Annotated in this window: 22 protein-coding genes; 19 read left to right on the forward strand and 3 right to left on the reverse strand. The window is 52.9% G+C overall.

Annotation, left to right across the window (positions count from 1 at the left end; genetic code table 11):
- Positions 1-33 precede the first annotated feature (33 nt).
- The 18 genes from H9Q79_RS14220 to H9Q79_RS14300 all read left to right on the forward strand — a co-directional run bounded on the left by H9Q79_RS14220 (position 34) and on the right by H9Q79_RS14300 (position 13,472).
- Positions 34-216: a hypothetical protein gene (locus tag H9Q79_RS14220; RefSeq protein WP_118647236.1), complete on the forward strand. Its 183-nt coding sequence runs from the start codon at positions 34-36 to the stop codon at positions 214-216.
- A 135-nt stretch (positions 217-351) separates the two neighbouring features.
- On the forward strand, positions 352-702 hold the full coding sequence (locus H9Q79_RS14225; protein ID WP_147371492.1) for a hypothetical protein: 351 nt from the start codon (positions 352-354) through the stop codon (positions 700-702).
- A 162-nt stretch (positions 703-864) separates the two neighbouring features.
- The gene (locus H9Q79_RS14230) at positions 865-1,203 is read left to right on the forward strand and encodes a hypothetical protein (RefSeq protein ID WP_147371491.1); all 339 of its coding nucleotides are present in this window, start codon (positions 865-867) and stop codon (positions 1,201-1,203) included.
- Positions 1,204-1,307: 104 nt separating this feature from the next.
- Positions 1,308-1,469 carry a hypothetical protein gene (locus H9Q79_RS14235; protein ID WP_249328577.1) on the forward strand — a complete coding sequence of 54 codons (162 nt, stop codon included), beginning with the start codon at positions 1,308-1,310 and terminating at the stop codon, positions 1,467-1,469.
- Complete coding sequence (locus H9Q79_RS14240) at positions 1,466-1,783, forward strand: hypothetical protein (RefSeq protein WP_249328578.1); 318 nt, start codon at positions 1,466-1,468, stop codon at positions 1,781-1,783. Before H9Q79_RS14235 ends, H9Q79_RS14240 begins: the two co-directional genes overlap by 4 nt.
- 23 nt (positions 1,784-1,806) lie before the next feature.
- A complete protein-coding gene (locus H9Q79_RS14245) occupies positions 1,807-2,016 on the forward strand; it encodes a hypothetical protein (protein ID WP_118647227.1) in 210 nt (69 codons plus the stop codon).
- A gap of 597 nt (positions 2,017-2,613) precedes the next feature.
- Complete coding sequence (locus H9Q79_RS14250; protein ID WP_118647223.1) at positions 2,614-3,141, forward strand: terminase small subunit; 528 nt, start codon at positions 2,614-2,616, stop codon at positions 3,139-3,141.
- Complete coding sequence (locus H9Q79_RS14255; RefSeq protein ID WP_249328579.1) at positions 3,138-4,670, forward strand: phage terminase large subunit; 1,533 nt, start codon at positions 3,138-3,140, stop codon at positions 4,668-4,670. Before H9Q79_RS14250 ends, H9Q79_RS14255 begins: the two co-directional genes overlap by 4 nt.
- A complete protein-coding gene (locus H9Q79_RS18685; RefSeq protein WP_408646439.1) occupies positions 4,661-5,170 on the forward strand; it encodes an HNH endonuclease signature motif containing protein in 510 nt (169 codons plus the stop codon). The genes H9Q79_RS14255 and H9Q79_RS18685 overlap by 10 nt, the downstream gene beginning before the upstream one ends.
- Positions 5,151-5,399, forward strand: coding sequence for a hypothetical protein (locus tag H9Q79_RS14260; RefSeq protein WP_118647217.1), 249 nt, complete (start codon positions 5,151-5,153; stop codon positions 5,397-5,399). Before H9Q79_RS18685 ends, H9Q79_RS14260 begins: the two co-directional genes overlap by 20 nt.
- The gene (locus H9Q79_RS14265; RefSeq protein ID WP_118647215.1) at positions 5,396-7,510 is read left to right on the forward strand and encodes a portal protein; all 2,115 of its coding nucleotides are present in this window, start codon (positions 5,396-5,398) and stop codon (positions 7,508-7,510) included. The genes H9Q79_RS14260 and H9Q79_RS14265 overlap by 4 nt, the downstream gene beginning before the upstream one ends.
- Positions 7,507-7,818 (forward strand): ribosomal-processing cysteine protease Prp, encoded by a 312-nt coding sequence (locus H9Q79_RS14270; protein ID WP_249328580.1) that lies wholly within the window; start codon positions 7,507-7,509, stop codon positions 7,816-7,818. The genes H9Q79_RS14265 and H9Q79_RS14270 overlap by 4 nt, the downstream gene beginning before the upstream one ends.
- A gap of 166 nt (positions 7,819-7,984) precedes the next feature.
- Complete coding sequence (locus H9Q79_RS14275; protein ID WP_147371490.1) at positions 7,985-8,854, forward strand: hypothetical protein; 870 nt, start codon at positions 7,985-7,987, stop codon at positions 8,852-8,854.
- 23 nt (positions 8,855-8,877) lie between these two features.
- A complete protein-coding gene (locus H9Q79_RS14280; protein ID WP_118647209.1) occupies positions 8,878-9,906 on the forward strand; it encodes a N4-gp56 family major capsid protein in 1,029 nt (342 codons plus the stop codon).
- A 32-nt stretch (positions 9,907-9,938) separates the two neighbouring features.
- Complete coding sequence (locus H9Q79_RS14285) at positions 9,939-10,184, forward strand: hypothetical protein (RefSeq protein ID WP_118647207.1); 246 nt, start codon at positions 9,939-9,941, stop codon at positions 10,182-10,184.
- Positions 10,185-10,279: 95 nt separating this feature from the next.
- Positions 10,280-10,708 carry a hypothetical protein gene (locus tag H9Q79_RS14290; RefSeq protein ID WP_118647205.1) on the forward strand — a complete coding sequence of 143 codons (429 nt, stop codon included), beginning with the start codon at positions 10,280-10,282 and terminating at the stop codon, positions 10,706-10,708.
- A gap of 14 nt (positions 10,709-10,722) precedes the next feature.
- Positions 10,723-12,537, forward strand: a complete 1,815-nt coding sequence (locus H9Q79_RS14295) for a hypothetical protein (protein WP_249328581.1) — start codon at positions 10,723-10,725, stop codon at positions 12,535-12,537.
- A complete protein-coding gene (locus H9Q79_RS14300) occupies positions 12,534-13,472 on the forward strand; it encodes a hypothetical protein (RefSeq protein ID WP_249328582.1) in 939 nt (312 codons plus the stop codon). Before H9Q79_RS14295 ends, H9Q79_RS14300 begins: the two co-directional genes overlap by 4 nt.
- Positions 13,473-13,545: 73 nt before the next feature.
- On the opposite strand, the gene H9Q79_RS14305 is transcribed toward H9Q79_RS14300, so the two are convergent.
- From H9Q79_RS14305 to H9Q79_RS14315, 3 genes are all read right to left on the reverse strand, one after another.
- Complete coding sequence (locus tag H9Q79_RS14305; RefSeq protein WP_249328583.1) at positions 13,546-13,929, reverse strand: hypothetical protein; 384 nt, start codon at positions 13,927-13,929, stop codon at positions 13,546-13,548.
- 270 nt (positions 13,930-14,199) lie between these two features.
- Positions 14,200-14,499, reverse strand: a complete 300-nt coding sequence (locus tag H9Q79_RS14310) for a helix-turn-helix domain-containing protein (RefSeq protein WP_118647197.1) — start codon at positions 14,497-14,499, stop codon at positions 14,200-14,202.
- Positions 14,492-14,854 carry a type II toxin-antitoxin system RelE/ParE family toxin gene (locus H9Q79_RS14315; protein WP_118647195.1) on the reverse strand — a complete coding sequence of 121 codons (363 nt, stop codon included), beginning with the start codon at positions 14,852-14,854 and terminating at the stop codon, positions 14,492-14,494. Before H9Q79_RS14315 ends, H9Q79_RS14310 begins: the two co-directional genes overlap by 8 nt.
- A gap of 167 nt (positions 14,855-15,021) precedes the next feature.
- On the opposite strand from H9Q79_RS14315, the gene H9Q79_RS14320 reads away from it, so the two are divergent.
- Positions 15,022-16,437, forward strand: a complete 1,416-nt coding sequence (locus H9Q79_RS14320; protein ID WP_249328584.1) for a hypothetical protein — start codon at positions 15,022-15,024, stop codon at positions 16,435-16,437.
- Positions 16,438-16,443: the final 6 nt, after the last annotated feature.

Below are 16,443 nucleotides of genomic sequence, written 5' to 3' on the forward strand. Positions count from 1 at the left end.
GGATGCAGGAAAAGATGAAGGGAGGTGGATGGAATGATGCTGGGGACAGAAGTACAGGTGAAAAGATATGATCCTGAGACGAAACGGCCAAAGAAGAAAAAGATGGTGCTCATGGAGAAATACCGGTTTTTCGGCCTGTTTGTGGATGAACACGGCATTCGGGAATGCTTCACCTGGCAACAGCTGCGGCAGATCGAACAGGGGGAAGGGGCATAAAAGTGAAAATCGTTATAGAAAATCAGATGGGGAAAAATTGGCGTCTAAATCAGTAAATACTGAATCGGAGGGGCATTTTATTGATACCAACAAAACAATCAGAAAAAGTGAATATTTTACCAGAAAGGGAAAAATATGACCGGATATCCAAAGCAGGAATGGAAGAAAAAACGCATCAGGCATAGACGGAGCATTTTGCCCTCTGCTCACAACGGATCTTGCTTTTTGTGCGCGCTCCTGCATGAGGATGAGAGGCAAAAGAGAGTGCTGCACACGCATCACGTGTTCGGAGGGCCGAACCGGAAGGCATCGGAACAGTACGGCCTGACCGTACCGTTGTGTCCGGAGCATCATACGCAAGGGAAAGAGGCAGCACACAGAAACCAGGAAATAGCCGCTCTTCTTCACCGGCTTGGCCAGGAGGCCTTTGAAAAGCGTTTTCCGGATCTTGATTTCCTTGAAATCTTTGGGAGAAATTACAAATGAGCTACAAGAAAGCGCCAGGCTGCGTCTTTCCGGACTGTGAGCATTGCCCGCTAAAGGACTGTGAAACCTATGGCTGTTTCCCAGGAGAAAGCAAACGGAACGCCTATTTCGGGGAACTGCCAGGAAGTAAAGCAGAAAGCAAAAGAAAGAGGGAAAAAGAGTATGCGCAAAATATCAAAGATGTATCAATGGAGCAAAGGAGCCGATTACCGGAATGTCTGCAAGTGGTGCCGCAACCTCGTAAAAGTAAAGCAGAGGCAGAGGACAGCCTATAAGTGCAGGATTTACGGGGTAACAGAAACACCGGAAACGGACTGGCAGCCCCAGCACATTGCCTGCAAGGCCTTTAACCTGGATTACCAGGGAGTACCCGTGATCCAGGGAGGGCAGCGGAAGAAGGCGGCAGAGGACATAGAGGGCCAGCTGAGCATAGCCGATATACCCGGGGTAATGCCCGAATCAAAATATAAGACGTACAGGTGTGATCCATCCGCCATGTGATCAAATAAAGAGAAAAGAAAGGAGAACCCCTCATCCCTAAAGTGCAAACCTTCAAGCAAGCTGCCGGGGCGGCGGCAGCGGAAAGCGGAGAGGGGACAAGGAAGATGAAAGCAAAGTATGAAACCTGCATCCATGTACAAGAGGTTGGGAGCTATGCGGTGTATGTGCGTCCGTCCTGCCCTAAGGCAACGATGATCAAAGGGGTGCTGGTCAGCAGCAAGAAGCGCTGCGCATCCTGCAGAAATTGGAAGGAGAGAACGACATGAAACGAACCAGAAAAGAATACAAAACACTCATCGAAGACCGGATAAAGATGAAAAATCGTCTGCAGAGGCTGGAGGAACAGATTACCCGGTGGATAGGAGATATCCTGGAGGAGCGCGATCGGGAACAGACAGAGTACAGACGGATGCTGAAAGAACTGGCAAAACGTATCTGCATTCTGGAGGAACAGCTGGCCGTGCGAAAGGGGAAAACCAAAGCAGACGGGGAGGCCGAAGGCTTGGAGGAGGCAGAAAAGAGCAGGCCTTTAAGCGCGCCGGAGCTTTATGATTGCAGGGAGGATCTGCCGGTTTACTAGACAGATGGGAAAAGGAGCGGGTGATGGGAACGAACTATCAGGAAGACCGGTACGTACGGTGCCCGTTTTACAAGCGGGAGAACCGCCTGGAGATCAAATGCGAGGGCCTGTGCGGGAGGTACACCAACAACATCTTTGCCGGAAAACGGAAGAAGGACGCCTTTAAGGAAGACTTTTGCACCGGGTACTATTGGAACTGCCCGCTGTACCGGGCACTGGAGGAGGATACGTGAAGCATAGGGAGCGTCTTTACGAATGCCCCGCAGATATACCTTGTGGAACAGCAAAGCTGTTCCCCCGCCCCGTCAGGGGCATGTGTTGCGGGATACTCTGGAGTATACCCTGTGGAACAGCAAAGCTGTTCCCCCGCCCCGTCAGGGGCATGTGTTGCGGGATACTCTGGAGTATACCCTGTGGAACAGCGTGTGCTGTTCCCCTGCCCCGACAGGGGCATGAGTTACGGGATACTCTGGAGTATAGGAAATATGCGCATTTGGAGCGGATCAAGGCCCGCTCTTTTTCCCGTTTTTGGAAGGGGGTGAGACAAGGCCGAGCGTTTTCACCCCCAAAAAGGGTCTCTCCCCCCTAAAAAAGGGCCGATACCCCCTAAAAAACACCCTCCAAAACCGGGCAGTTTACCACACCCCCAAACCCCGCATAAATACTGGTACTGCCGGCATTTTTAAGGGCCAAAAAACACCTAAGTAACACCTAAGGTAAATGGCCACCTGCAAAATTCCTCCCAAACGCCCCCATTTTACCCCCTTAGGGGTAAGGTATGAAAATCCCTCCAAATATGTCACAATAAAGACTATAGGGCAGGGCAGCAGATGAACAGGAAAACGAAATTGACGGACAAGCAGGAACGGTTTGTGCAGGAGCTTTTGCGTGGCGCCACCCAGCGGGACGCCTACAAGGCCGCCTATGGCTGTAAGAACTGGAAGGTTTCGGCGATTGATGCGCAGGCCTCGAAGCTTTTGAAGGATCCAAAGGTGGCAGAGAGGCGGGAAGCGCTCAAGCAGAGGGCCATCGATCTTGCGGGGCAGGACGCAGCCTCCGTGCGGGCCCTGATCCTGGAAACAGAGATCGCCATTGCCTCGGCGGATCTGGGGAAGGTGTATGAGCTGGGAAGGGACAAAAGCGGACGCTTAACGGCCAAAATCAAGGATCTGGACTCCCTCGATACCCGGGCGATCCAGGAAATACGGTTTGATCCTTACGGGCGCCCGATGATCAAGCTGTACGACAAGCAGACGGCGATAAGGGCTTTGAAGGAATATTACGGCATAGAACCACAGGAGCAGGAGCAGACGAAGATAGAGATCGAGCTGAAAAAGGCAGAGGAGGCAGACCGATGAAAAAGGTCATCCTTAGGCTAAACGAACCCAGTGAAAAACAGTGGATGTTTTTAAAGGATACGCACAGGTATGTAGGCTATGGAGGTGCCAGGGGCGGCGGGAAGTCCTGGTCGATCCGGTTCAAGGCAATCATCTTAGGTCTTCGGCGGGAGGGGATCAAGATGCTGATCGTGCGAAGGACCTATGAGGAGCTGGAGAAGAACCATATCCGGCAGTTAAAGGATCTCTTGCTTCCGCTTGGGATTGCCAAATACAATGCCACCCGGAGGATCTTCACCTTTGTGACAGGCAGCACCATCGAGTTTGCCTACTGCCAAAGAGATGATGACCTGGGAAGGCTGCAGGGGGCGGAGTTCGATGTGATCTTCGTGGACGAGGCCACCCAGCTGTCGGAATACCAGCTAAAGGTGATTGCCGCCTGCTGCCGTGGGGCGAACGATTTTCCAAAACGGATCTATTATACCTGCAACCCGGGAGGCCAGGGGCACGCTTACATCAAACGGATCTTTATCGATAAACGCTACGTGGATGGGGAAAACCCGGAGGATTATTCCTTTATCCAGGCGAAGGTAACGGATAACCAGGCACTGATGAGCAAAGATCCGGAGTACCTGCGGATGCTGGAGGCGCTGCCTCCAAAGCTTCGGGAGGCCTGGCTGAATGGAAGCTGGGACATCTTTCAGGGGCAGTTTTTTGAGGAGTTTTTAGACGATCCCAAGCACTATGAGGACCGGGCCTGGACCCATGTGATCGAGCCCTTTGACATTCCCATTGGCTGGAGGATCTACAGATCCTACGATTTCGGCTACAGCAAGCCTTTTTCCTGCGCCTGGTGGGCCGTGGACCAGGACGGCCGGCTGTACCGGATCCTGGAGCTGTATGGCTGCGGAAATACGCCGAATGAGGGCCTTAAGTGGACGCCGCAGGAGCAGTTTTCCAAGATCCGCCAGATCGAAGACGAGCACCCATACCTGAAGGGCAAGCACATCCAGGGAGTGGCCGACCCGGCCATCTGGGAGGCGTCCAGTGGCCAGTCTGTGGCGGAGACGGCGGCGAAGCACGGGATCTATTTCGAGAAAGGAGACCATAAACGGATTGCTGGCTGGATGCAGGTCCATTACCGGCTGCAGTTCGACGAACACGGGATTCCCATGATGTATTTCTTCAGCAACTGCAAAGCGGCGATCCGGACGCTGCCGCTTATGATGTACTCAGAAACCATTCCGGAGGATCTGGATACTAATCTGGAAGATCATTGCCTTGTGGGTGACACACAGATAACAACACGGACAGGGCAAAGGAAAATCAAGGATCTGGTCGGAAGCAGTGGCGAGGTAAGATCAAGTGATGGTAAGTGGCATAAATATCACGACGTAAGGAGGACCAGAGAAAAGGCCAAGGTGTTTACCGTGACGCTGGAAGATGGGACGCAGTTTACGGGGACAGAAGATCATAGGATCCTGACTGAACATGAGGGGTGGTGCCCGATTGGAGAACTGCAGGGGAAGGAGCTAAGGATATGCAGGTAAGTAAAATATCAGACACAATTCAAGAGTTCGCAGGCGAACGCTTTTACCTTTGTGGGCTTTATTTTCAACGCAAAGGGAAACGCCTGCATCGGGAAGTATGGAAATATCACAGGGGAGAGATACCGAAAGGATTTCATGTTCACCATAAGGACGGTGACCGGAGCAATAATCAGATTGAGAATCTGCTACTGGTGGAAAAGAGCGAACATTTGTCCATGCATATGACGCCGGAGAAAAAAGAACGATCAAGAAAAAGCATATACAAAGCGATACAAGCAGCCCCAGCCTGGCATAAAAGCGAAGAGGGTAGGAAATGGCATTCCATGCGTGGGAAATTAAACCGAATCGTTGCAAAGCCAAGAGTCTATCACTGCTCTTTTTGCGAGAAGGAGTTTTCGACGATCTACCATTACGGGGAAGGAAGAAATCATTTTTGCAGTAATAATTGCAAGGCTGCGTATCGGAGGAGGAGAATCAAACTTGAAAGTAATAAAGGTTGAGTTTGCCGGTGAAGCAGACGTATACAACATGGAGGTGGAAGACACCCATGATTTTGTCATACAAGGCGGAGTGATAGCGCACAACTGCGCAGACGAAATTCGGTATCTGTGCATGGACCGCCCCATCGCGCCAAGGGCGCCGCAGCAAAAACGTTCGCTGGCAGACGATCCGCTCAACCAGCGGGTGAAGAAACCCAAAACAAGGTTTATAGGAGGAGACAGAGCATGAGCAAAAAGAAGGAGACAAGAGAAACAGCCGGCACATCCAAAGGGACAGCCTCCAGCCCTCTCAGGCAGCAGATCTCCCGTGCACAGGGAGATGCTCTCGGCCCGAAGAGAGACGATCCGGGCCCCGGAGGGATGCCGGGTTTTGTGCCGTATGAGCAGCCGCAGACGCCTCCCGCCGTTGGGGTGGATGAGCTTCGGAGGGCGCGGGAGATACTAAGACGCTACAAGGACGGAAAAAAGATGCTGGAGGAGAAGATCGTCCGCAACGAAAAGTGGTTTAAGATGCGTCACTGGGATTTACTAAAGACCGAGGAAACCTTAGACGATCCCAAGCCGGCTTCCGGGTGGCTGTTTAATTGCATCATCAGCAAGCACGCGGACTTTATGGATTCTTATCCTTCGGCAAGCATCCTGCCCCGGGAGATCGGGGATCAAGAGGAGGCACAAAAGCTCTCCTCCATCCTTCCGGTGGTCTTGGAGCAGAATGAGTTTGAGGCGGTCTACTCGGAGGAGGTGTGGTATAAGCTAAAGCACGGGACCGGAGTGTTCGGGGTGTTCTGGGATGGAAGCAAGCTGGGAGGTTTAGGGGACATCAGCATCCGGCCCTTAGATCTTTTAAACCTGTTCTGGCAGCCGGGCGTGACTGACATCCAGAAAAGCGAACACTTTTTTTCCGTGGAACTGGTGGACAATGACCGTTTAGAGGAGCAGTACCCCCACCTGAGGGGGAAGCTTCACAAGGATACGGATACGCTGCTGAAGAAATACTGGTACGACGAAAACATTTCCACCACGGGGAAGTCGGCGGTGATCGACTGGTATTACCACAAAACAATCGATGGGAAGCGCACCCTGCAGTATTGCAAGTTTGTGGATGAAGAGGTGCTGTACGCGACAGAGAATGATACGGAAGTGGAAACCACGGTGCAGGCGGAGGGCGTGTACGATGAACGCGGGAACCCGGCTTTGGATGAACACGGGCAGTACCAGGTTCGCTATGTGGAGCGCCCATCCGCGCCCAGCATGCGGACAAAGGGCTGGTATGACCATGGGATGTACCCGTTCGTGTTTGACGCCTTGTTTCCGGAAGCGGGCATGCCGGTGGGTTTTGGGTTTGTGGACGTCTGCAAAAACGCCCAGACCTCCATTGACATCTACAACAACGCATTCGAGAAAAACGTGCAGTTCACCGCCAACCCAAGGTATTTAACGAGGAACGACGGTGGCATGAATGAAACGGAGTTTGCCGATCCAAACGCGCTGTTAGTCCATACGGACGGGAATCTAAGCCAGGACAGCCTGGTGCCGATTACGCCGCCCACCCTGGTGAACAGCAACTACATTGCCATTTTAAACCAGAAGATTGACGAGCTCAAAGAGACAGCCGGGAACCGGGACACCACCAACGGGGGCACGGCAAGCGGTGTGACGGCGGCCTCAGCCATCGCCGCCATGCAGGAGCAGTCCGGAAAAACCAGCCGGGACCAGATCAAGACTACCTACCGGGCCTATGAACAGGTGGTCACACTGGCCATTGAGCTGATCCGTCAGTTTTATGATCTGCCAAGAGAGTTTCGGATCACCGGGCAGCAGGGGCAGGAGGAATTTGTCTCCTACAGCAACGCCGGCCTGCAGCCGAAGCACCAGGGCGTGGAATTCGGGCAGGATATGGGATACCGGCTGCCGGTCTTCGATATCCGGGTGGAGGCACAGAAGGAAAGCGCCTATTCCCAGCTCTCTCAGAATGAGCTGGCCCTGCAGTTTTATGGGAACGGCATGTTTAACCCCCAGTACGCGGACCAGGCCCTGGTGGCTTTGGACATGATGGAGTTTACGGGAAAACAGCAGGTGGTACAGAAGGTGCAAAGAAACGGAGGGATGTACCAGCAGATGCTCCTGATGCAGCAGCAGATGCTCCAGATGGCGGAAACCATTGATTCCTTAACCGGAGGCCAGACCCGGATGGCGGAAGAAATGGCAAAAGGGATCAACCGGGGGATTCAGGAAGGGCAGGCCCGTACGCAGGGCGGCGAAACAAAAACGGCAGGAGGGGAGAATGCCGTCATGACAAACGCCAGGCAGCGGGCTTCCCAGACGGCGACTCCGCGGTGATTGTGGTCACCTATGAGAAGAGCCGGGAAAGCTGCAGCCTTCGGGTGGAGGGCCATGCCGGGTATGCAGCCAGGGGAAGTGACATCGTCTGCGCCGCCGCCAGCATCCTCTTTTACACCCTGGCAAACCATCTGTCAGCAAGAAAAGAAGCAGAGGCCCAGGTGACGAAAAGAAACGGGGACGCATTCCTGACGGCGAAGGGAGAAGAGGCCGAAAAAGACCTTGCGCTCATCCTGACTGGCTTCTTTCTTTTGCAGGAGTCTTATCCGGAGTATGTGAGGGTGCAAAAGAGTCCCATCACCCCTTAAGGGGTAGACTATACTTTACGAAAAAAACGTGCTATCCTGTAAGACAAACGGGTGTTTTCCTCTTGCCCGGGGAAAAAGCATCCGGATCAGGAGCCGCGGGCCGAACCCGCAGAAAAAGGAGCCGTGGGCCGAACCCACAGACTGAAAAAAGGAGATTGCCCTATTCATGCAACCGATGTTAGATTTACAGTGCTTTGCAGAAGGGGAAAGCGCTGCCATAGCAGAAGACGGCGCACCAGAAAGCACCACAGCAGAAAACCCGGCCCCGGAAGGGACAGCCGGAGAGCAGGCCGCACCTGCAGGGGAACAGACGGAACGCTTTGAGGAGCTGATCAAAGGGAAGTATAAAAAGGACTTCGATACGCAGGTACAGAAGATCTTAAGCAGCCGCTTTAAAAACCAGAAGGACCATCAGGCGATCCTTGATAGGATGCGCCCGGCCATGGAACTGATGGCGCAGCGCTATGGCCTTGTACCGGACGAGAAGAAGGGGCTGGACTATGAGGCCCTCTACCAGAAGCTTGTGGACGACAACTCCATGTATGAGGAGGAGGCCTTTCAGCGCGGCATGCAGGTGGAGGATCTTAAGCGGATGAAGCAGCTGGAGATAGAAAACGCGAGGCTTCAAAGAAGCGCAAGCGAAGCCGCGAAGGAAGCGGAAAGCCGGAAGGCATACGATGCCTTAGTGCGTGCGGGGAAGGAATTAAAGACGGTGTATCCCGATTTTGACCTGCATGCGGAAATGCAGAATCCCGCCTTTGGCCGCCTGGTGGCGGTGGGCGTGCCGCTTCGGACTGTCTATGAGGTGGTTCACAAGGACGAGATCCTCTCCGGAGGCATGCAGTACGCAGTGCAGAAGACCCAGGAAAAGATCAGTAAATCCATCCAGTCAGGCCTTGCGAGGCCCTCGGAAAACGGTGCCTCCTCCCAGGCGAGCGCGGAAATTGGAAGTCTGGATCCCAGTAAACTGACCCAAAAAGACTTTGCCCAGATCAAAGCGAGGGCGGAACGGGGAGAACGCATCACGTTCCGGTAACCTTCGCGGAAAGGAAGAAACAGATGTTTGCACCTTTGGAGCATACAAGAAACACGGAATTAAACCTGCAGCTCTTTGCAGAACCGAATACCAACGTGACCACAGCAAATACCACAGGCAACGATTTATCCCCCACCATGAAGACGTTTTACGACACGTCGCTTTTGGAAAACAGCCGTTCGGAGAATTACTTCAACCAGTTCGGGAAGAAGCAGCAGCTGCCGAAAAACGGCGGAAACAAGGTGGAGTGGAGAAAATTTGAAACCTTTGCCAAAGCCTTAACGCCGCTGACCGAGGGCGTCACCCCGGACGGTAACAAGGTCAACATGACCAAGATCGAAGGAGCGATCGCCCAGTACGGCGATTACACCACGATCTCCGACCGGCTGGAATTAGAGGCGGTGGATCCCATCATCTTAGGGGTAACGGAGGAGCACGGCGCTCAGGCCGGAGAAACTTTGGATACCATCACAAGAAACGAGGTGATCACCGGAACCCAGGTGATCTACGGCGGGGGGAAGGCTTCAAGGACCACCATTACGTCTGCCGACAAGGTCACGCCGGCGCTGATTAACCAGGCAGTCACCCTCTTAAAGAAGATGCGCGCGCCCCAGGTGGAGGGAGGCGGCTACATCGCCATCATCCATCCCTCCTGTTCTTATGATCTCCGGGAATCCACCGAGTGGCTGGACGTGCATAAATATGCCCAGCCGCAGGAGATCTATAACGGCGAGATCGGAAAGCTGCACAACGTGCGCTTCATCGAAAGCGCGGACCAGAAGGTCTGGACCTACAAAGATACGAACGAAAAAAACGTGGCGGTGTACGCGATCACGATTTTTGGCCGTGACGCCTACGGAATCATTGACCCAAGCGCGGAGTCCTTAGAGGTGATTGTGAAGCAGAGAGGCTCTTCCGGGACAGCCGATCCCCTGGATCAGAGGAGTACGGTCGGCTGGAAGGCCAGCCACGCGGCGAAGATCCTCTACCAGGAGCGGCTAGTGCGCCTGGAGGTAGGAAGCTTCTACTCCGACAAGGACGAAGCGAACTGATCCTTAGAGGCACGGGAAAGGAGAAGAAGACGATGAAACAGAAAGCGACGGAAGCAGGGCCGCAGCTGTCCTGGAAGGAGGACAAGACACGGATCAAGCTTCCAAAAGAGGCAAAAGGGCAGGCGAACTACGTGATCGCCTCCTGTAACGGCGTGGTCTATAAGATCCAGCGCGGCGTGGAGGTGGAGGTGCCCAAAGCGATCGCGGAGATCTTGGAGCACGCGGAAGCGGCCAGGGAAGAAGCGGACGCCTACGCGGAAACCGTAGAGCAGGTATAAACGGCACAAAGGCCGCATAGAGGACAGGCAGGGGCAAACATCCCCTGCCTGTTTTGCGAAAAAGAGAAACGGCCAAAAAAGAAGGAGGAAGACCCATGACAGCACAGGAACTGATCGGCGCCTATGATGCGGAGCGCCCCAACCAGATCGATACAGGGGTAAAGCTATCCTGGATCCAAAAGGTGGAATGGATGATCCTGCGGGAGACCGTCCTCACCCATTCAAACGACCCACGTTTTACCCCGCGGACAAAGCCGGGGGAGGAAACAAGCGCCCCCTTTGACCCGGAGCGCTATTTTGACACCTGGGGCCTGGAATCGGAGTTACTCGCGCCGCCTCCCTACGAAGATGTGTATACCTATTACCTGGATATGCGCCAGGCTTTAAATGCGGGAGAAACGAAGCGCTATAACCAGATGACGAGCCTGTATAATAATGCCATGCTCACCTTCCAGCAGTATTATAACCGCACGTACCGGCCTATCAAAAAAAGCAAGCGGTTTCTGCGGCACGAGTGCCTGTAGGAAAGGAGGAAGCCGTGTTTTATCCGGAAGTACCAGACAATGCGAACACCCGCCAGTCCATCTCCCAGTGGCTGGGGTATAACCATAACCTAAGAATCGGGGACGGGGAGTTTTACGACTGCGAAAACTTAAGCTCGGACAACTATCCGCTCATCTCACCCAGGAAAAAGCGCCCCGTCCTGGCTTCCCTGCCGGATGCGGTGCGGGGGCTTCTATATACGGACGGGGACCTGGCCTATCTCTCCGGAGGGACCCTGTACCTGGGCAGCGCTTCGTATGATTTGTCCTCCTATATGACAGATTTGGAAAGCGAGCAGCAGCTGATCAAGTTTGGCGCCTACCTGTTGATCTTCCCCTTAGGGCTGTACTTTCATACGGCGGACCGGGCGGATTACGGAAGCCTGGGAAGCGCGTATACCGCGCCGGAAGGCGTAACCGTCACCTACATGGTCTGCGACGAGACGGGGAACGCCCTGGACGCGGCAGATCCTGACGGCTACCAGAGAAACGTGACCGCTTCTACCACAGCGCCCAAGGAGGGGATGAAAGAGGGGGATTACTGGCTGAATACCTACGACGGAGGGCTGTATGTGTGGGACGCGGACGCCTCCATGTGGAACGTGGTATTGACCACCTATGTGAAGATCCAGGTGCCGGGAAGCCAATTAAATACCCGGTTCGCACAAGGGGATGCCGTATCCATGAACACCTCCGTACCGGAGATCAATACCGGAAGCATCATCCAGTACGTGGGAGAGGATTACCTGGTGGTCACGGGGCTTATGGGGGACAGCGTGATGCGCACCCAGAGTACGGACAGCACCTGGCGTCTTACCATAGAGCGGAAAGTCCCTGCGCTGAACTACGTGTGTGTATCCGCCAACCGGGTGTGGGGCTGCTATTATGGAATTGTAAACGGAAAGCAGGTCAATGAGATCTACGCCTCGAAGCTTGGGGATCCGAAGAACTGGTACTGCTATGAGGGACTCTCCTCCGACGCTTATGCCATCTCCCTGGGGTCAGACGGCTGCTTTACCGGCTGTATCGAATACCAGGGGTATCCAACATTTTTCAAGGAAAATGCCATCTACAGGATTTACGGCCGGTATCCTTCCGAGTACCAGCTGGTCACCACCAACTGCCGCGGGGTGCAGGACGGCTCGTATAAATCCCTGGCGATCTGCGGGGAATACCTGCTCTACAAAAGCGTGGCGGACGTCTGCATCTATGACGGCAGCACACCGGTGTCCATCTCAAACGCCTTAGGGAAAGGCTGCCTGTATTACAACGCGGTCTCGGGCGCCTGCTTAAACAAGTATTATATTTCCATGAGGGACGCGAAAGGGAATGCCACCCTGTTTGTCTATGATATGGATTACAACCTGTGGCACAAGGAGGACTCCCTTTTCGTGGAGGCGTTCACCTATTCCGTCTCCGGACAGATGTACGGCTACGCGGGGAATAAGGTCTACGGCTTTGGAGATGCCGACAACATGGCCTACTTAGAGCAGGAGGTATCGGAGGAGTATGTGAAATGGTACGCCATTACCGGGGAGATGGGGTATGAGTATCCGGATTATAAGTACGTCAACCGGCTGACCCTGCGCGCGTACCTGCCGATCCGCTCGGAGATCGTACTCAGCATCAGCTATGACGACGGCCCCTGGCAGGAGGTGGGCGTGCTGCGTGGCCCAGGCACGGTGAAAAGCCAGAGCTTCTCCTTCTGCCCGACCAGGTGCGACCATTTCCGGCTGAAGCTGGAGGGACATGGGGACGTGCGGATCTATACCCTGTCGCGGACGTTGTGCGCGGAAAGTGAGGAGCCATGAGTGATATCGTCATTAAGAAGCCGGAGCTAAATCCGGGCCAGGTGGAAAAAAGCCTGGCAGCCATCGACACCTGGATCCATGACACGGCCGATAAGCTAAACTTCTTTTTCTCCCGGATGGAGGGGCAGACGGGAACAGAAAGCGCGTCAAGCGCGAACGAAAAAAGCGATGCGCGCCTGCGCGCTTACGTACAGCAGGCGTTACAGAATAAACCGGATGCCATAGAAAGAGAACAGGTGGTTGCACAATATACCGGCGCACTGTCGGCGGGGCAGGTGAAGCTTTTGAGTGCGTCAGAACCAATGAAGGAAGGGAAAAACTATTTTGTCCGGTGGAACCAAATCGTGTATGCCTGCGCGAGGAAGGAATTGGAGGGGGAAACCTATCATACGCCGTATCTGGGGAATGCGGCCCTGATCCCGGGGGGAGAACATGAGGATACAAAAGAGCCCTTTGTGCTGTTTGTGGAGGAGGGGCAGGAAGTGTGGAGCCTGTGCGGACAGGGCGCATACGAAGCGCTGGCGGTGATAGTGTACCGAAAGGTCTATGAATTGTCGGAAGATTTGATGGTGGAAACCATTGAGGGGTACTTAAAAGGGACGGCGGCAGAGGCGGAATGCCTGAAAACTGGCCGCCTGTTGGACGGCATTCCCTTCAACGGAAGCGAAAACGTAAAGCACTATGTCCAGTGCACCACAGCAGCAGATGCACAGGTCAAAGAGGTACGGCTGGATGGCTTCCAAAAGACAACCGGGGCACTCCTGCTGGTGCGCTTTGCTTACGGGAACACGGTTGCATCCCCGAAATTGAGAATCAATGGGGGGACACAGGATGCCATTTACGATGGGGAAACGCTCCTTGCAGCGAATGCAATTAAAACAAAGAAGGCTTATTTTTTTGTATGGACCGGAAGTCTTTGGGAATTGGTCGGATAAGAAATGGAAAACCCCTGCCGCCCAGGGATGGCGGAAGGGGTTAAAAAGGGTGAAGCGATAGAAGCAACCTCTTTTAGGAAGCTTTACATTGCACAACGCCAATCACGTAAAGAATCGGCAAAACGAACGATACCAGGTTCATAGCGTTGAATCCGCTCGATACGGTATTAACGATCAGGGAGATGAGCGCGATAAGCACTACGATCACCCCAAAGCCCATCAGCACCGGACGGGATTTAGAAGCCAATCCAACGATTCCTGCAACCAGCTCCAAAATGGAAGCGATTAAAGGAAGAGCTACAGAAGCCATGGAAACGCCCTCCACACCTACGGAACTTGCCAAGTCATTGATGAATCCCAGTGCAGCAACTGCGCCGATACTGATGATCAGGGCAATCGCTCCGAAGATGATCATCAAAATAGAGATGACCTTTAACATTGTACTCTTTTTTGTCATAGAAGTACCTCCCTCATATATTTATTTATGAGTCTATAATATCTGACAATATGAAAAAAAGCAAGAAAAATGGGGGGGGGGGTATGATAAATTGGTATAATGACGCTTGCTATATATAAAAAATATGAATAACAGAAAGAGCTGCAAATATCAGATTGTCTACACAGGAGCCTTATGGCTGCTGGTCAATTAAAAAATAGAGCGGGCGCCCCTTAAAAGCCAGTGGATGGCTTACGGTGACGCCCGCTTTTCACAAGGCCCTTATACGGGTTATTTGGTAGGATCAAGCGGAACAATGGCAAGAGTTTTTCCCAGTGGAGCTAAAATCTTTAAGACGGTCTCAAGCTGTGGATTCGTGTTCCCTTTTTCCATTCTGGCTATGATTGGCTGTTTTACTCCGCTCATTTCTTCAAGCCTTTTTTGGCTTATGCCCTTTTCCTGTCTTGCCTTAATAAGCTCTCCAATAAGAGCTACTCTTAAATTGCTCTCCGCTATTTCTTCTGGGGTGAAAAGCTCTCTTTCTACTTCTTCCCAGCTTCTGCCGATAGCAGAATTATTTGTGTTACTCATACTTTACGCCCCTTTCTATAAGGTCTGCAAGTTCTCGCTTTGCTTTTTCAATCTCTCTTGCGGGTGTTTTCTGTGTCTTTTTCATAAATTGATGAAGTAGTACATAACTACCATTTACCCAGCCGACAAATAAAATTCTATCTCTAAGGGGTCTAAGCTCCCATATTTCGCCGTCAAGGTGCTTTATATAAGGCTCTCCTACTTGTGTTCCGTACTCGCTCAAAGTCTTTACATAGTCTCTAATTTTATTGAGCTTAATACGGCTATCCTTATCTTTCTTGCTTGCTAATTCGGCTAAATAGTCCGCTACTGGTTCTTTTCCGTTTTTGTCCCTATAAAAATATATCTGGTGCAAGATTAACTTTCCTCTTTCTACAAATATTATACTTAAAAGTTATTAAAATGTCAATAACTTTTAAGTGATTAAAAGGGGCCCAAAGTGGTAAGGTATCTTTTTGCATCTAAATTCTGTAAGATGGTAAGAAGAAAACAGACCGTGAACCAGACAGAGGAGGCAAGACCATGGCAGCAAACTATCAGAAAACCACACAGAAAACGACCGGAGGGAGCACCACCACCACCAATACCAGCACCCAGGGCGGATCCAGCACCCATACCCAGAGCGGCGGAACCTCCACCACCACCAGCAAGTCCTACGCTTCCGGGGAAGTGAACGCGAATACCCAGGCGAACCTAAACCGCTACAACAACCCGTACCAAGAGTCGGGAGCAGTCTCGGATCTTAGAAACCAGCTGAAACAGAACCAGAACTATCAGCAGAGCGACGCGGTCAAGGACGCCTACAGCCAGCTTCAGCAGTACGGACAGTACCAGCAGAGCGAGACGGTAAAGAACGCCTATGAAAACCTGCAGAACCTCTTAAATAACCGGCCGGGGGAATTCCATTCCTCCTACAAGGAACAGCTGGACAACATCTACAATCAGATTGTGAACCGGGAAGATTTCAGCTACAACATGAACACGGACGCCTTGTACCAGCAGTATAAGCAGCAGTACACCCAGGCGGGGAAGAATGCCATGAAGGACACCATCGCCCAGGCGTCTGCCTTAACCGGAGGGTATGGGAACAGCTACGCGGCCACGGCCGGCCAGCAGCAGTACCAGAATTACCTGCAGGAATTAAATAACATCGTCCCCACCCTGTATAACCAGGCCTATCAGAGATATCAGGATGAGGGGGCCAACCTGTTAAACCAGTACAGCGTGGCCGGAACGCAGTATAACAACGAATACCAGCAGTACCGGGATGCTCTGTCTGACTGGCAGGCAGACCGATCCTTCGCGCAGAGCAACTACCAGTCGGAGCGGGACTATGATTACGATCGGTTTAACGCAGACCGGTCCTACGCCTACAACCGGTATAACGATGAGCGCACCTTTGACTATAACCAGTTCCGGGACAACCGGGACTTCCTCTCCAGCCAGTTTCAGAATGAAAGGACCTTCGATTACCAGGATTACATCAACAACCGGAACTACTGGAACCAGGAATATTGGAACGAACGGAATGCCGCACAAACGACCGAGAGCCGGACGGATACCTCCCAGTGGAGCCAGACAGACACCAGGGACTGGAGCAACACAAGCAGTACCCAGAACACCAGCAGCTGGAGCAATACAGAGAGTCTGACGCCCAAGGAAGAGGACACCTTAAGCGCGCTGTTTGGGAACGACTCCCAAAACGGACTTGATCTGGGAGAGACAGAAGGGAAGGTGCCCTGGTATCAGAGGCTGGCAAATGGAGTGAAGGAGAAGCTTGGCGCAGCCGGAGGCCTGGACAACGACATTGTTCTGCAGATCGACCGGGCGGCGTCTCCAGGGATGCGAAGAAACGTGATTACGGATCTGGTAAGAAACGGAAAAATCAGCGCCTCTGACGCGGCGGATTACGCCAACCTGTTTGGCATCAGCTATTAAGGAGAA

Source organism: Wansuia hejianensis, from assembly GCF_014337215.1.
Taxonomy (GTDB): Bacteria; Bacillota; Clostridia; order Lachnospirales; family Lachnospiraceae; genus Scatomonas; species Scatomonas hejianensis.

Coding starts and splice junctions, on each gene's coding strand:
- H9Q79_RS14220 (WP_118647236.1), top strand. CDS start 34: ATGATGCTGGGGACAGAAGTACAGGTGAAAAGATATGATCCTGAGACG.
- H9Q79_RS14225 (WP_147371492.1), top strand. CDS start 352: ATGACCGGATATCCAAAGCAGGAATGGAAGAAAAAACGCATCAGGCAT.
- H9Q79_RS14230 (WP_147371491.1), top strand. CDS start 865: ATGCGCAAAATATCAAAGATGTATCAATGGAGCAAAGGAGCCGATTAC.
- H9Q79_RS14235 (WP_249328577.1), top strand. CDS start 1,308: ATGAAAGCAAAGTATGAAACCTGCATCCATGTACAAGAGGTTGGGAGC.
- H9Q79_RS14240 (WP_249328578.1), top strand. CDS start 1,466: ATGAAACGAACCAGAAAAGAATACAAAACACTCATCGAAGACCGGATA.
- H9Q79_RS14245 (WP_118647227.1), top strand. CDS start 1,807: ATGGGAACGAACTATCAGGAAGACCGGTACGTACGGTGCCCGTTTTAC.
- H9Q79_RS14250 (WP_118647223.1), top strand. CDS start 2,614: ATGAACAGGAAAACGAAATTGACGGACAAGCAGGAACGGTTTGTGCAG.
- H9Q79_RS14255 (WP_249328579.1), top strand. CDS start 3,138: ATGAAAAAGGTCATCCTTAGGCTAAACGAACCCAGTGAAAAACAGTGG.
- H9Q79_RS18685 (WP_408646439.1), top strand. CDS start 4,661: ATGCAGGTAAGTAAAATATCAGACACAATTCAAGAGTTCGCAGGCGAA.
- H9Q79_RS14265 (WP_118647215.1), top strand. CDS start 5,396: ATGAGCAAAAAGAAGGAGACAAGAGAAACAGCCGGCACATCCAAAGGG.
- H9Q79_RS14275 (WP_147371490.1), top strand. CDS start 7,985: ATGCAACCGATGTTAGATTTACAGTGCTTTGCAGAAGGGGAAAGCGCT.
- H9Q79_RS14280 (WP_118647209.1), top strand. CDS start 8,878: ATGTTTGCACCTTTGGAGCATACAAGAAACACGGAATTAAACCTGCAG.
- H9Q79_RS14285 (WP_118647207.1), top strand. CDS start 9,939: ATGAAACAGAAAGCGACGGAAGCAGGGCCGCAGCTGTCCTGGAAGGAG.
- H9Q79_RS14290 (WP_118647205.1), top strand. CDS start 10,280: ATGACAGCACAGGAACTGATCGGCGCCTATGATGCGGAGCGCCCCAAC.
- H9Q79_RS14300 (WP_249328582.1), top strand. CDS start 12,534: ATGAGTGATATCGTCATTAAGAAGCCGGAGCTAAATCCGGGCCAGGTG.
- H9Q79_RS14305 (WP_249328583.1), bottom strand. CDS start 13,929: ATGACAAAAAAGAGTACAATGTTAAAGGTCATCTCTATTTTGATGATC.
- H9Q79_RS14310 (WP_118647197.1), bottom strand. CDS start 14,499: ATGAGTAACACAAATAATTCTGCTATCGGCAGAAGCTGGGAAGAAGTA.
- H9Q79_RS14320 (WP_249328584.1), top strand. CDS start 15,022: ATGGCAGCAAACTATCAGAAAACCACACAGAAAACGACCGGAGGGAGC.